Raw genomic sequence first — 13,251 nt, 5'->3', positions numbered from 1 at the left:
CGGCGGACGATTAACGTGGTTCGCCGATCGGCAGCACGGTGCGGCCGAACTGCTCGTTCAGCACTTCACCCATCGCCAGGTAAATAGCGCTGGCGCCACAAACCAGGCCGACCCAGCCAGCGACTTTCACAATGCCTTCGTTATCCACCAGATGACCAATCGCCAGCAGCGCGAACAACACGGTCAGGCTCAGGAAGACAAACTGCAGCATGCGGGCTGCTTTCAGGGTGCCAAAGAACATAAACAGGGTAAAGACGCCCCACAGGCCGAGGTACATGCCGAGGAAGTGCGCGTTAGGCGCTTCCGCCAGACCCATTTTCGGCATCAGGAGGATAGCCACCAGCGTCAGCCAGAAGCTGCCGTAGGAGGTAAAAGCGGTTAAGCCAAAGGTGTTGCCTTTCTTGTATTCAAGCAGGCCGGCAAAAATTTGCGCAATGCCGCCGTAAAAAATGCCCATCGCCAGGATAGCTACATCGAATGCGAACAGGCCGCTATTCGCCAGGTTAAGCAGAATAGTGGTCATGCCGAAGCCCATAAGGCCCAGCGGTGCCGGATTAGCCAACTTAGTGTTGCCCATAATTCCTCAAAATTATCATTAAAAGGGAAGCATTACCCCGCGACTTGGCGGCGGGGCGCGGCATAATAATGAGGCGCTGAAGGGCTGTCTATGATCTGGCGGGGTATTTTTCACCAATTTCTGTTGCGCCCGACGGCGGCTGGATCATTTGCCGTAAACAGGCAATATGCAGGACCGCAGGGATGGTGACCCGGTAAGCGCTGCCGCTCACCGCTTTGACGCTGTTCAGCGCGGCGCCGAGCGGCCCGCCCAGCCCGGCGCCGCGCACCAGACCATGACCAAGAACGCTTACGGCGGCATGGGTGCGCAGAATGGCGGTTAAGCGCTCGTCCAGCAACAGGGCGACCCCTTCGCTTAGCTTGCGGTGCCTCAGCAGATGGGGCAACAGATTTTCCAGCTCATGGCTCCGGCAATCCACCGCGGCAAGAAATTGTGCCTTTTGCTCCGCATCCAGCTTATTCCAGCTGTGCTGCAGGAAATGTTCCAGTAACTGCTGTTCGATCTGCGGCGTCGTCATCTGTTTGTCGACCTTCGCCTTCAGCCGTTTACACACATCCAGCAGGATCGCGCGATAAAATTTGCCGTGGCGGCGTAGGGTGTTGGCGATGCTGTCGCCGCCAAAATGCTGTAGCTCTCCGGCAATCAGCTGCCAGTTGCGGCGATAGCGTTCAGGGTGGCCCTCCATTGCTAAAAAGGTCTCGTTGCGCAGCAGCGTGCTGGAGAGGCGGGGTTTGCCGTTATCGCCGTGGGTCAGAATACGGGTAAAAGCTTCCAGATGCGCCTCGCTGCACTCAGGAAGAAAGGCCAGATCGTCATCTGCCAGATAGTTAATATGCATAAATCATCCCTCCTCAGGATAACGAGGTTAGTCGTCGCCGATAATTTTTAATGAGGCCATATCTGAGGAGTGGACCGTGTGGCCGGAGAAGGCGATTTTCTTCACACAGCGTTTGCTGTCGTTATCGCTATTGATGTTGATCCAGCCGGAGGTGCTGCCCTCTTTTATCCCGGCGGGGACGTTCAGCGTATGGCTGGCGCCGCGGCTGGCCTTAAAGTAGACCGTCGCCCCGGAGAGCTGTACATCGCCGCGCTCGGCGCTGAGCTGAATGCGTTTGACGACCCGACAGACCGGGAGTTTCAGCGTCAGGTCGTTGGTTTCATTGCGCGGCATGGCTACCACACCGAGGATTTTATGGTCGTTGGCGGCCGCCGAGGTGATAAACGATAAGCCGAGGATAAGCCCCGCGGAAATCCGGAATAGTGGTTTCATCAATCTGTCCCCTGAATAAGTAAAGTGCGACGGCGAGGGATATTATCACCAGGGGCGTGGGGCCATTAGCGCGCAAGTATTGCGGGTTATGTCAATGATATTATGAATATATTTTGTTTTCACATTCATCATTTATATATGCATTTCGCTGCCTCTTTTGGCGCCTGACAATGTCGCTCGGGACGCTTTTCACGACTCAGGTCGGGGCCCGGTGCAAAAAATTTTTAGGCTTGCCCCTTGATGCCGGGGTGGGCGACCCCATCTTGTAGTCAACCGCAGTGAAGAACCTGAAAAAAAATGATGTCTGGGCAGTTGAAACCGCACGTTTCGCCCTTATTACAGGTTCACAACCACATGTTGATCGAATTTTTAGTGGAGACGTTTAGATGGGTAAAATTATTGGTATCGACCTGGGTACTACCAACTCTTGTGTAGCGATTATGGATGGCACTACTGCACGCGTGCTGGAGAACGCCGAAGGCGATCGCACCACGCCTTCTATCATTGCCTATACCCAGGATGGTGAAACTCTGGTTGGTCAGCCGGCTAAACGTCAGGCAGTGACAAACCCGCAAAACACCCTGTTTGCGATTAAACGCCTGATTGGCCGCCGCTTCCAGGACGAAGAAGTTCAGCGTGACGTTTCTATCATGCCATACAAAATTGTTGCCGCAGACAATGGCGACGCATGGCTGGATGTGAAAGGCACCAAAACTGCACCGCCGCAGATCTCTGCTGAAGTGCTGAAAAAAATGAAGAAAACGGCTGAAGATTACCTGGGTGAACCGGTAACTGAAGCGGTTATCACCGTACCGGCTTACTTCAACGATGCGCAGCGTCAGGCAACCAAAGATGCCGGCCGTATCGCCGGTCTGGAAGTCAAACGTATCATCAACGAACCAACCGCGGCCGCGCTGGCTTACGGTCTGGATAAAGAAGTCGGTAACCGCACTATCGCGGTATACGACCTCGGTGGTGGTACTTTCGATATCTCTATTATCGAAATCGACGAAGTTGACGGCGAGAAAACCTTTGAAGTACTGGCGACCAACGGTGACACCCACCTGGGCGGTGAAGACTTCGATACGCGTCTAATCAACTACCTCGTTGATGAGTTCAAGAAAGATCAGGGCATTGACCTGCGTAACGACCCGCTGGCCATGCAGCGCCTGAAAGAAGCCGCTGAGAAAGCGAAGATTGAACTGTCTTCTGCTCAGCAGACCGACGTTAACCTGCCGTATATCACTGCAGATGCGACCGGTCCGAAACACATGAATATCAAAGTGACTCGCGCGAAACTGGAAAGCCTGGTAGAAGACCTGGTTAACCGTTCCATCGAGCCGCTGAAAGTGGCCCTGCAGGATGCCGGTCTGTCCGTTTCCGATATCAACGACGTGATCCTCGTTGGTGGTCAGACTCGTATGCCGATGGTGCAGAAAAAAGTCGCTGAGTTCTTCGGTAAAGAGCCGCGTAAAGACGTTAACCCGGATGAAGCTGTGGCGATCGGCGCAGCGGTTCAGGGTGGTGTACTGACGGGTGATGTGAAAGACGTTCTGCTGCTGGACGTAACCCCGCTGTCGCTGGGTATCGAAACCATGGGCGGCGTGATGACAGCGCTTATCAACAAAAACACCACTATCCCGACCAAGCACAGCCAGGTGTTCTCTACTGCAGAAGACAACCAGTCTGCGGTAACCATCCATGTGCTGCAGGGTGAGCGTAAACGCGCGTCTGATAACAAATCACTGGGTCAGTTCAACCTGGATGGTATTAACCCGGCGCCGCGCGGTATGCCGCAGATCGAAGTCACCTTCGACATCGATGCTGACGGTATCCTGCACGTTTCCGCGAAAGACAAAAACAGCGGTAAAGAGCAGAAGATCACCATCAAGGCGTCTTCCGGTCTGAATGAAGAAGAAATTCAGAAAATGGTTCGCGAAGCAGAAGCTAACGCCGAATCTGACCGTAAGTTCGAAGAGCTGGTACAGACCCGTAACCAGGGTGACCATCTGCTGCACAGCACTCGTAAGCAGGTTGAAGAAGCAGGCGATAAACTGCCGGCTGATGACAAAACCGCTATTGAATCTGCGCTGACCGCGCTGGAAACTTCCCTGAAAGGCGAAGACAAAGCGGACATCGAAGCGAAAATGCAGGCGCTGGCGCAGGCTTCTCAGAAGCTGATGGAAATTGCTCAGCAGCAGCACGCTCAGCAGCAGGCGGGTTCCGCTGACGCTCAGGCGAGCAACGCGAAAGACGACGATGTTGTCGACGCTGAGTTCGAAGAAGTGAAAGATAAAAAATAATCGCCCTTTGAACGGGTAAAACACTGGCACGGGCGAAGAGGTTTCCTCTCCGCCCGTGCACGCATGTTAAGGGGCTGAAAAACACCGATGGCAAAGCAAGATTACTACGAGATTTTAGGCGTCTCCAAAACAGCGGAAGAGCGTGAAATCAAAAAGGCTTACAAGCGCCTGGCCATGAAGTATCACCCGGACCGCAACCAGGGTGATAAAGAGGCCGAAGCCAAATTTAAAGAAATCAAAGAAGCGTATGAAATCCTGACTGATGCCCAGAAGCGTGCGGCCTACGATCAGTACGGCCACGCGGCCTTCGAACAGGGCGGCATGGGCGGCGGCGGCGGTTTTGGCGGCGGTGCGGATTTCAGCGATATCTTTGGCGATGTTTTCGGCGATATCTTTGGCGGCGGACGTGGTCGTCAGCGCGCGGCGCGCGGCGCCGATCTCCGTTACAACATGGAGCTGACGCTGGAAGAAGCGGTGCGTGGCGTCACCAAAGAGATCCGTATTCCGACGCTGGAAGAGTGCGACGTCTGTCACGGCAGCGGCGCCAAGGCCGGCAGCAAGCCGCAGACCTGTCCGACCTGTCATGGCGCAGGCCAGGTGCAGATGCGTCAGGGCTTCTTTGCGGTACAGCAGACCTGTCCGCACTGTCAGGGACGCGGTACGCTGATTAAAGATCCATGCAACAAATGTCATGGTCATGGGCGTGTAGAGAAAACGAAAACCTTGTCGGTTAAAATTCCGGCAGGTGTGGACACCGGCGATCGGATCCGTCTGGCGGGCGAAGGCGAAGCTGGCGAGCATGGCGCACCGGCAGGCGATCTGTACGTACAGGTCCAGGTGAAGCAGCACGCTATCTTTGAGCGTGAAGGTAATAACCTGTACTGCGAAGTCCCGATCAACTTCACGATGGCGGCGCTGGGTGGTGAGATTGAAGTGCCGACGCTCGACGGTCGCGTCAGTCTGAAAGTGCCGGGTGAAACCCAGACCGGCAAGCTGTTCCGCATGCGCGGCAAAGGTGTGAAATCCGTTCGCGGCGGCGCCCAGGGCGATCTGCTGTGCCGCGTGGTGGTGGAGACGCCGGTAGGGCTGAATGAGAAGCAGAAGCAGCTGCTGAAAGAGCTGCAGGAGAGCTTCGGCGGCCCGACCGGGGAAAACAACAGCCCGCGTTCGAAAAGCTTCTTCGACGGTGTGAAGAAGTTCTTCGACGACCTGACCCGCTAATTCCGCTTTTCCTGATATCCGGCCCGGGCCTTGCTGCCCGGGCTTTTTTTGCCTTACGCCTCCTCTTTTATTCGTAAAAAACGAACTTTAAAGCAATTTAAATCTGATTTTTTCGAGTTATCAGTGTGTGTATTATGCTTTTATCGAGTTATTCACCAACAGGATGAAAGTAAAAGTGAAACATCTGCAACGATTCTTTAGTAGCGATGCTTCCGGCGGCATTGTCTTAATCATTGCCGCCGCGCTGGCGATGGTGATGGCCAATACCAGCGTGACCAGCGGTCTGTATCACTCCTTCCTGGAGACGCCAGTTCAGCTGCGAGTCGGGGCGCTGGAGATCAATAAAAACATGCTGTTATGGATCAATGATGCCCTGATGGCGGTGTTTTTTTTACTGATTGGCCTGGAGGTCAAACGTGAGCTGATTCAGGGGTCGCTGGCGAGCCGTCGTCAGGCGGTGTTTCCAGTGATTGCCGCGCTCGGCGGGATGATTGTGCCGGCGCTGGTCTATCTGGCTTTTAACGCCCAGGATCCTGTCGCCAGAGAGGGGTGGGCGATCCCCGCGGCGACGGATATTGCCTTTGCGCTCGGTGTGCTGGCGCTGTTAGGTAGCCGGGTACCGACGGCGCTGAAGATTTTCCTGATGGCGCTGGCGATTATTGATGACCTCGGGGCTATCGTGATTATCGCGCTGTTTTATACCCACGACCTGTCCATGCTTTCGCTGGGCGTGGCGGCGGCGGCAATTGCGGTGCTGGTGGCCCTGAACCTCAGCGGCGTGCGGCGTACCGGGATCTATATTCTGGTTGGCGCGGTGCTGTGGACGGCGGTGCTGAAGTCTGGCGTTCATGCGACCCTTGCCGGGGTGATCGTCGGCTTTATGATCCCGCTCGAGGAAAAGCATGGCAAGTCACCGGCCAAAGCGCTTGAGCATGTCCTGCACCCGTGGGTCGCGTTTATGATCCTGCCGCTGTTCGCCTTCGCCAACGCTGGCGTTTCTCTGCAGGGAGTCACCCTGGCCGGACTGACGTCGCTTCTGCCGCTGGGCATTATGGCCGGGCTGTTTATCGGCAAGCCGCTGGGGATCAGCCTGTTCTGCTGGCTGGCGCTGAAGCTGAAGTGGGCCTCGCTGCCGGAGGGGACCACCTGCAAGCAGATCATGGCGGTGGGTATTCTGTGTGGGATTGGCTTTACGATGTCGATTTTCATCGCCACTCTGGCCTTCGGCAGCGTCGACCCCGCGTTGATCAACTGGGCCAAGCTTGGCATCCTGATTGGCTCAGTGCTATCAGCAGTCATCGGATATCTCATACTGCGTCAGCGCGTGACGGAGACTCGCCTCGCGGTATAACCTTTCTGCAGGAGAGCCTGCGTGGCTCTCCTGGACATTATCAGGGAGAGAAGCATGTCACATATCAACTACAACCATCTGTACTACTTCTGGCACGTGTATAAAGAAGGGTCCGTCGTTGGCGCGGCGGAGGCGCTGTTTCTGACGCCGCAGACGATTACCGGGCAGATCAAAGCCCTGGAAGAGCGCCTGCAGGGTAAGTTGTTTAAGCGAAAAGGAAGGGGACTGGAGCCGAGTGAGCTGGGCGAGCTGGTCTTCCGCTATGCCGACCGCATGTTTACCCTCAGCCAGGAGATGCTCGACATCGTCAACTACCGCAAAGAGTCGAATCTGCTGTTTGATGTCGGCGTCGCTGATGCGTTATCCAAGCGGCTGGTCAGCGGCGTGCTGGATGCCGCCGTCGTTGAGAGTGAGCAGATCCATCTGCGCTGTTTTGAATCCACCCATGAGCTGCTGCTGGAGCAACTGAGCCAGCATAAGCTCGATATGATTATCTCTGACTGTCCGATCGACTCGACACAGCAGGAAGGGCTATTTTCGGTGAAGATTGGCGAGTGCAGCGTCAGCTTCTGGTGCATGAATCCGGCGCCGACGAAGCCGTTTCCGGCCTGTCTGGAAGAGCGGCGGCTGCTGATCCCCGGTCGGCGTTCGATGCTGGGGCGTAAACTGCTGAACTGGATTAACGTGCAGGGCCTGAAGGTGGAGATCCTCGGCGAATTTGACGATGCGGCGCTCATGAAAGCCTTCGGCGCCGCGCATAATGCGATATTTGTCGCGCCGACGCTCTATGCGCATGATTTCTACTATGACGAATCGATTGTCGAAATTGGCCGCATGGATAGCGTGATGGAGGAGTATCACGCTATTTTTGCCGAGCGAATGATTCAGCATCCCGCGGTTCAGCGCATCTGTAATCGCGATTACTCGTCACTGTTTACCGAACCCCGATAGCCTGCCGGCGTGGGCTGGCGTTGCGCTGGCCGCGCCAGCGCGCGTTAGCGGGGGAAGATGGCGGGCATAAAAAAACCCGCTTTCGCGGGTTTCTTTAACAAAGTTCAGCAAGCAGGCAATTAAGCCAGTTTGTTGATCTGTGCAGTCAGGTTTGCTTTATGACGCGCAGCTTTGTTTTTGTGGATCAGACCTTTAGCAGCCTGACGGTCCACGATTGGTTGCATTTCGTTAAATGCTTTCTGTGCAGCAGCTTTGTCGCCAGCTTCGATAGCTGCGTATACTTTCTTGATGAAAGTACGCATCATAGAGCGACGGCTTGCGTTGTGCTTGCGAGCCTTTTCAGACTGAACGGCGCGCTTCTTAGCTGATTTGATATTAGCCAAGGTCCAACTCCCAAATGTGTTCTATATGGACAATTCAAAGGCCGAGGAATATGCCCGTTTAGCCTTCTTTTGTCAATGGATTTGTGCAAATAAGCGCCGTTTAACACCACAGCGCTTCATTACGTAGTGATGGCGCAAGATTCTACCAGCTTGTTGCAGGCGAATACAGCTTTTCCACCATAAAAATCGCCTGGCGCGGCCAGTTTTCCCGCTTTCTCGCGCTGAGTGAATGAATTCCTGAGAACTTTCGTTGCCGAGGTGCAATCGCTGGTTAACGTTGACAGTTGTACAAGGTATACTCGGACGATTTTCACTGTTTTGAGCCAGACATGAAGCTGATACGCGGCATACATAATCTCAGTCAGGCCCCGCACGGGTGCGTGCTGACCATTGGTAATTTTGACGGCGTGCATCGTGGGCATCAGGCACTGCTGCAGCGGTTGCGCGAAGAGGGCCGCCAGCGCGGTTTACCGGTGGTGGTGATGATTTTCGAACCCCAGCCGCTGGAGCTCTTTGCCGCCGATAAAGCCCCGGCGCGGTTGACCCGCCTGCGTGAAAAGCTGGGCTATCTGGCTGAAAGCGGGGTCGACTATGTATTGTGCGTTCGCTTTGACCGCCGGTTCGCCGCGCTAACCGCGCAGGATTTTATCAGCGAACTGCTGGTGCGCCGCCTGGGTGTGCAGTTCCTTGCCGTCGGTGATGATTTCCGCTTTGGCGCTGGTCGCCAGGGGGATTTCTTGTTATTGCAAAAGGCCGGAGCGGAATACGGCTTCGACGTGACCAGCACCCAGACTTTCTGCGAAGGTGGGGTGCGTATCAGCAGTACGGCGGTGCGTCAGGCGCTGGCGGATGACGATCTCCTGCTGGCGGAGACGCTGCTGGGCCATCCGTTTAGCATCTCCGGACGCGTCGTTCATGGTGATGAACTGGGCCGTACCATAGGTTTTCCGACGGCGAACTTACCGCTGCGTCGTCAGGTTTCCCCGGTTAAAGGGGTCTATGCGGTAGAAGTGACAGGGCTGGGCGACAAACCCATAGCGGGCGTCGCCAATATTGGCACCCGTCCAACGGTCGCGGGCGTGCGTCAGCAGCTTGAAGTACATCTGTTGGACGTTGTAATGGACCTCTACGGTCGCCATATCAATGTAGTACTGCGTAAAAAGATACGTAACGAGCAGCGGTTTGCGTCGCTGGACGAGCTGAAGGCGCAAATCGCACGTGATGAGTTAACGGCCCGCGAATTATTTGGGCTGACCAGCCAGGCCTGAGCCGCTGGTGTTTATCAAACCGAAATACGGAACCGAGAATCTGATGAGTGACTATAAATCGACCCTGAATTTGCCGGAAACAGGGTTCCCTATGCGTGGCGACCTCGCCAAACGCGAACCGGGAATGCTGGCGCGTTGGACCGATGATGACCTGTACGGCATCATTCGTGCAGCCAAAAAAGGCAAAAAAACCTTCATTCTGCATGATGGCCCTCCTTATGCGAATGGCAGCATTCATATTGGTCACTCGGTTAACAAGATTCTGAAAGACATTATCGTTAAGTCCAAAGGACTGACGGGCTTTGACTCGCCGTACGTTCCGGGTTGGGACTGCCACGGTTTGCCGATCGAACTGAAAGTCGAGCAACAATACGGCAAGCCGGGTGAGAAATTCACCGCCGCAGAATTCCGCGCCAAGTGCCGCGAATATGCCGCGGAGCAGATCGACGGTCAGCGTAAAGACTTTATCCGCCTGGGCGTGCTGGGCGACTGGTCGCGTCCGTACCTGACCATGGACTTCAAAACCGAAGCCAACATCATCCGTGCGCTGGGTAAAATCATCGGCAACGGTCATCTGCATAAAGGCGCTAAGCCGGTGCACTGGTGCGTTGACTGCCGTTCCGCGCTGGCGGAAGCGGAAGTGGAGTATTACGACAAAACCTCTCCGTCTATCGATGTGGCGTTCCACGCGGTAGACAAAGCCGCGGTACTGGCGAAATTCGGCGTAGCCGACGTCAACGGCCCGGTTTCCCTGGTTATCTGGACCACCACGCCGTGGACCCTGCCGGCTAACCGTGCCATCTCTCTGTCGCCGGAATTCGACTACGCGCTGGTGCAGGTTGACGGTCAGGCGCTGATCCTGGCGAAAGACCTGGTTGAGAGCGTAATGAAGCGCGTTGGCGCGACGGACTACACTATTCTGGCGGCGGTACAAGGTTCTGAGCTTGAACTGATGCGCTTTAAGCATCCGTTCCTCGATTTCGACGTGCCGGCGATCCTTGGCGACCACGTGACGCTGGACGCGGGTACCGGTGCGGTGCATACCGCCGGCGGCCACGGTCCGGACGACTACACCATCAGCCAGAAATACGGTCTGGAAATCGCCAACCCGGTTGGCCCGGACGGTGCTTACCTGCCAGGTACTTACCCGTCTCTGGATGGTATCAACGTCTTCAAAGCCAACGACATCATCGTTGAGATGCTGCGTGACAGCGGCGCGCTGCTGCACGTGGAAAAAATGCAGCACAGCTATCCGTGCTGCTGGCGCCACAAATCGCCGATCATCTTCCGCGCCACCCCGCAGTGGTTCGTCAGCATGGATCAGAAAGGCCTGCGCGCGCAGTCGCTGAAAGAGATCAAAGGCGTGCAGTGGATCCCGGACTGGGGCCAGGCGCGTATCGAATCGATGGTGGCCAACCGCCCTGACTGGTGTATCTCCCGTCAGCGTACCTGGGGCGTGCCGATGTCGCTGTTCGTGCACAAAGAAACCCACGAACTGCACCCGCGTACCCTCGAACTGATGGAAGAAGTGGCGAAACGCGTTGAAGTTGACGGCATCCAGGCGTGGTGGGATCTCGATTCCCGCGACATCCTTGGCGATGACGCCGACAGCTACGAGAAAGTGCCGGATACCCTCGACGTGTGGTTTGACTCCGGGTCGACCCACTCTTCCGTGGTTGATGTGCGTCCGGAATTCGCCGGTCACGCCGCGGACATGTATCTGGAAGGCTCTGACCAGCATCGCGGCTGGTTCATGTCTTCACTGATGATCTCCACGGCGATGAAAGGCAAAGCGCCATATCGCCAGGTACTGACCCACGGCTTCACCGTCGATGGCCAGGGCCGCAAAATGTCCAAGTCTATCGGTAACACCGTTAGCCCGCAGGACGTGATGAACAAGCTGGGCGCCGATATCCTGCGTCTGTGGGTGGCTTCCACCGACTACACCGGCGAAATGGCGGTCTCCGATGAGATCCTCAAACGCGCCGCGGACAGCTATCGTCGTATCCGTAACACCGCCCGCTTCCTGCTGGCGAACCTGAACGGTTTCGATCCAGCGAAAGACATGGTTAAACCGGAAGAGATGGTGGTGCTGGACCGCTGGGCAGTCGGCTGCGCGCAGGCGGCACAGGAAGATATCCTGAAAGCCTACGAATCCTACGACTTCCATGAAGTGGTACAGCGCCTGATGCGCTTCTGCTCCATCGAAATGGGCTCGTTCTACCTCGACATCATCAAAGACCGCCAGTACACCGCGAAAGCGGACAGCGTGGCGCGTCGCAGCTGCCAGACCGCGCTGTTCCACATCGTGGAAGCGCTGGTGCGCTGGATGGCGCCGATCATGTCCTTCACCGCGGACGAAATCTGGGGCTACCTGCCGGGCGATCGTGAGAAATATGTCTTCACCGGCGAGTGGTATGAAGGTCTGTTCGGCCTGGCCGACGATGAAGCGATGAACGACGGTTTCTGGGATGAATTGCTCAAGGTGCGCGGCGAAGTCAACAAGGTGATCGAGCAAGCGCGTGCGGATAAGAAAGTCGGTGGCTCTCTGGAAGCAGCGGTCACGCTGTATGCCGATGCCGACCTGGCGGCCAAGCTCAACGCGCTGGGCGATGAATTACGATTTGTCCTGTTGACCTCCGGCGCCAACGTTGCCGATTATGCGCAGGCGCCGGCTGATGCCTGGCAGAGCGATCTGCTGAAAGGGCTGAAAGTGGTCCTGAGTAAAGCCGAGGGCGAGAAGTGCCCACGCTGCTGGCATTACACCAGTGACGTCGGCAAGGTAGCGGAACACGCAGAAATCTGCGGTCGCTGTGTGAGCAACGTCGCCGGTAACGGCGAGCAACGTAAATTCGCCTGATGAGTAAATCGATCTGTTCAACGGGGCTACGCTGGCTGTGGGTCGTCGTAGCCGTGCTGATTATCGATCTGGGTAGCAAATTCCTGATCCTCCAGAACTTCGCTCTGGGGGAGACGGTTCCGCTGTTCCCGTCGCTTAATCTGCATTATGCCCGCAACTATGGCGCGGCGTTTAGTTTCCTCGCCGACAGCGGCGGCTGGCAGCGCTGGTTCTTTTCCGGGATCGCGATCGGCATTTGTGTGGTGCTGACGGTACTGATGTACCGTTCGAAGGCGACGCAAAAGCTGAACAATATTGCCTACGCCCTGATTATCGGCGGTGCGCTGGGTAACTTGTTCGATCGCCTGTGGCACGGCTTCGTGGTCGATATGATCGACTTCTACGTCGGCGACTGGCATTTCGCCACCTTCAACCTCGCCGATAGTGCGATCTGCATCGGCGCAGCGCTGATTGTGCTGGAAGGTTTCTTGCCGAAACCGACCGCGAAAGAGCAGGCGTAAATGTCAATGCCGGGTGGCGCTACGCTTACCCGGCCTACAGAATTTGTGGCCGCCCGTCGGTCCGGTTAGCATAGCGCCACCGGGCAACCGGTGACCTAAAACAAGCGAGCAATTTGCATGTCTAAATCCGTACAGAGCAACAGCGCGGTACTGGTGCACTTCACACTGAAACTGGACGACGGCTCCACCGCCGAGTCCACCCGCAGCAACGGCAAACCGGCGCTGTTTCGCCTCGGCGACACCTCTCTGTCTGAAGGGCTGGAGCAACAGCTTCTCGGTCTGAAAGAGGGGGAGAAAAAGGCCTTTTCGCTGGAGCCTGACGCCGCCTTTGGCGTACCCAGCCCTGACCTGATTCAGTATTTCTCTCGCCGTGAATTTATCGACGCTGGCGAACCAGAGATCGGCGCGATTATGCTCTTTACCGCAATGGATGGCAGCGAAATGCCTGGCGTGATCCGCGAAGTGAACGGCGATTCCATCACCGTCGACTTCAACCATCCGCTGGCCGGGCGCACCGTTCATTTTGATATTGAAGTGCTGGAGATCGATCCGGCGCTGGAGGAGTAA

At 56.2% G+C, this 13,251-nt stretch carries 12 protein-coding genes and 1 pseudogene; 9 read left to right on the top strand and 4 right to left on the bottom strand.

Features of this window, described 5'->3' with window-relative positions; genetic code table 11:
• Window positions 1–10: 10 nt before the first annotated feature.
• From satP to DTA24_RS24090, 3 genes are all read right to left on the bottom strand, one after another.
• Window positions 11–577 carry an acetate uptake transporter gene (satP, locus tag DTA24_RS24100; protein WP_012542907.1) on the bottom strand — a complete coding sequence of 189 codons (567 nt, stop codon included), beginning with the start codon at window positions 575–577 and terminating at the stop codon, window positions 11–13.
• A gap of 88 nt (window positions 578–665) precedes the next feature.
• On the bottom strand, window positions 666–1,415 hold the full coding sequence (gene msyB / locus DTA24_RS24095; RefSeq protein ID WP_117108744.1) for an acidic protein MsyB: 750 nt from the start codon (window positions 1,413–1,415) through the stop codon (window positions 666–668).
• Window positions 1,416–1,442: 27 nt separating this feature from the next.
• Window positions 1,443–1,847 (bottom strand): DUF2541 family protein, encoded by a 405-nt coding sequence (locus DTA24_RS24090; RefSeq protein ID WP_008807499.1) that lies wholly within the window; start codon window positions 1,845–1,847, stop codon window positions 1,443–1,445.
• A 386-nt stretch (window positions 1,848–2,233) separates the two neighbouring features.
• Between DTA24_RS24090 and dnaK the strand changes: the two genes are divergently transcribed.
• The 4 genes from dnaK to nhaR all read left to right on the top strand — a co-directional run bounded on the left by dnaK (window position 2,234) and on the right by nhaR (window position 7,673).
• A complete protein-coding gene (gene dnaK, locus DTA24_RS24085; RefSeq protein ID WP_008807498.1) occupies window positions 2,234–4,150 on the top strand; it encodes a molecular chaperone DnaK in 1,917 nt (638 codons plus the stop codon).
• An 87-nt stretch (window positions 4,151–4,237) separates the two neighbouring features.
• The gene (gene dnaJ, locus DTA24_RS24080) at window positions 4,238–5,371 is read left to right on the top strand and encodes a molecular chaperone DnaJ (protein ID WP_008807497.1); all 1,134 of its coding nucleotides are present in this window, start codon (window positions 4,238–4,240) and stop codon (window positions 5,369–5,371) included.
• 175 nt (window positions 5,372–5,546) lie between these two features.
• Window positions 5,547–6,722 carry a Na+/H+ antiporter NhaA gene (gene nhaA / locus DTA24_RS24075; protein ID WP_008807496.1) on the top strand — a complete coding sequence of 392 codons (1,176 nt, stop codon included), beginning with the start codon at window positions 5,547–5,549 and terminating at the stop codon, window positions 6,720–6,722.
• Between the two features lie 54 nt (window positions 6,723–6,776).
• Window positions 6,777–7,673 (top strand): transcriptional activator NhaR, encoded by an 897-nt coding sequence (gene nhaR / locus DTA24_RS24070; RefSeq protein ID WP_047667409.1) that lies wholly within the window; start codon window positions 6,777–6,779, stop codon window positions 7,671–7,673.
• Between the two features lie 119 nt (window positions 7,674–7,792).
• On the opposite strand, the gene rpsT is transcribed toward nhaR, so the two are convergent.
• Entirely contained in the window at window positions 7,793–8,056 is a 264-nt protein-coding gene (gene rpsT / locus DTA24_RS24065) for a 30S ribosomal protein S20 (protein ID WP_002887965.1), read from the bottom strand.
• A 116-nt stretch (window positions 8,057–8,172) separates the two neighbouring features.
• Here rpsT and DTA24_RS29120 point away from each other — a divergent pair.
• The 5 genes and pseudogenes from DTA24_RS29120 to fkpB all read left to right on the top strand — a co-directional run.
• A pseudogene (locus tag DTA24_RS29120) lies at window positions 8,173–8,378 on the top strand (DUF2575 domain-containing protein); the annotation flags it as partial.
• A 7-nt stretch (window positions 8,379–8,385) separates the two neighbouring features.
• A complete protein-coding gene (gene ribF / locus DTA24_RS24055; protein WP_008807494.1) occupies window positions 8,386–9,324 on the top strand; it encodes a bifunctional riboflavin kinase/FAD synthetase in 939 nt (312 codons plus the stop codon).
• 43 nt (window positions 9,325–9,367) lie between these two features.
• Entirely contained in the window at window positions 9,368–12,184 is a 2,817-nt protein-coding gene (gene ileS, locus DTA24_RS24050; RefSeq protein WP_039104211.1) for an isoleucine--tRNA ligase, read from the top strand.
• Window positions 12,184–12,684, top strand: coding sequence for a signal peptidase II (lspA, locus tag DTA24_RS24045; protein ID WP_008807492.1), 501 nt, complete (start codon window positions 12,184–12,186; stop codon window positions 12,682–12,684). The genes ileS and lspA overlap by 1 nt, the downstream gene beginning before the upstream one ends.
• A gap of 117 nt (window positions 12,685–12,801) precedes the next feature.
• On the top strand, window positions 12,802–13,251 hold the full coding sequence (gene fkpB, locus DTA24_RS24040; protein ID WP_002887976.1) for an FKBP-type peptidyl-prolyl cis-trans isomerase: 450 nt from the start codon (window positions 12,802–12,804) through the stop codon (window positions 13,249–13,251).

Source organism: Klebsiella sp. P1CD1, from assembly GCF_003790505.1.
GTDB lineage: Bacteria > Pseudomonadota > Gammaproteobacteria > Enterobacterales > Enterobacteriaceae > Klebsiella > Klebsiella variicola.
Note: the sequence above shows the minus strand (reverse complement) of the source record. Positions and strands in the feature narration are given on the sequence as shown.

Excerpts from the sequence above, each read along its gene's own strand:
- satP (WP_012542907.1), bottom strand. The coding sequence starts at position 577 with ATGGGCAACACTAAGTTGGCTAATCCGGCACCGCTGGGCCTTATGGGC.
- msyB (WP_117108744.1), bottom strand. The coding sequence starts at position 1,415 with ATGCATATTAACTATCTGGCAGATGACGATCTGGCCTTTCTTCCTGAG.
- DTA24_RS24090 (WP_008807499.1), bottom strand. The coding sequence starts at position 1,847 with ATGAAACCACTATTCCGGATTTCCGCGGGGCTTATCCTCGGCTTATCG.
- dnaK (WP_008807498.1), top strand. The coding sequence starts at position 2,234 with ATGGGTAAAATTATTGGTATCGACCTGGGTACTACCAACTCTTGTGTA.
- dnaJ (WP_008807497.1), top strand. The coding sequence starts at position 4,238 with ATGGCAAAGCAAGATTACTACGAGATTTTAGGCGTCTCCAAAACAGCG.
- nhaR (WP_047667409.1), top strand. The coding sequence starts at position 6,777 with ATGTCACATATCAACTACAACCATCTGTACTACTTCTGGCACGTGTAT.
- ribF (WP_008807494.1), top strand. The coding sequence starts at position 8,386 with ATGAAGCTGATACGCGGCATACATAATCTCAGTCAGGCCCCGCACGGG.
- ileS (WP_039104211.1), top strand. The coding sequence starts at position 9,368 with ATGAGTGACTATAAATCGACCCTGAATTTGCCGGAAACAGGGTTCCCT.
- lspA (WP_008807492.1), top strand. The coding sequence starts at position 12,184 with ATGAGTAAATCGATCTGTTCAACGGGGCTACGCTGGCTGTGGGTCGTC.
- fkpB (WP_002887976.1), top strand. The coding sequence starts at position 12,802 with ATGTCTAAATCCGTACAGAGCAACAGCGCGGTACTGGTGCACTTCACA.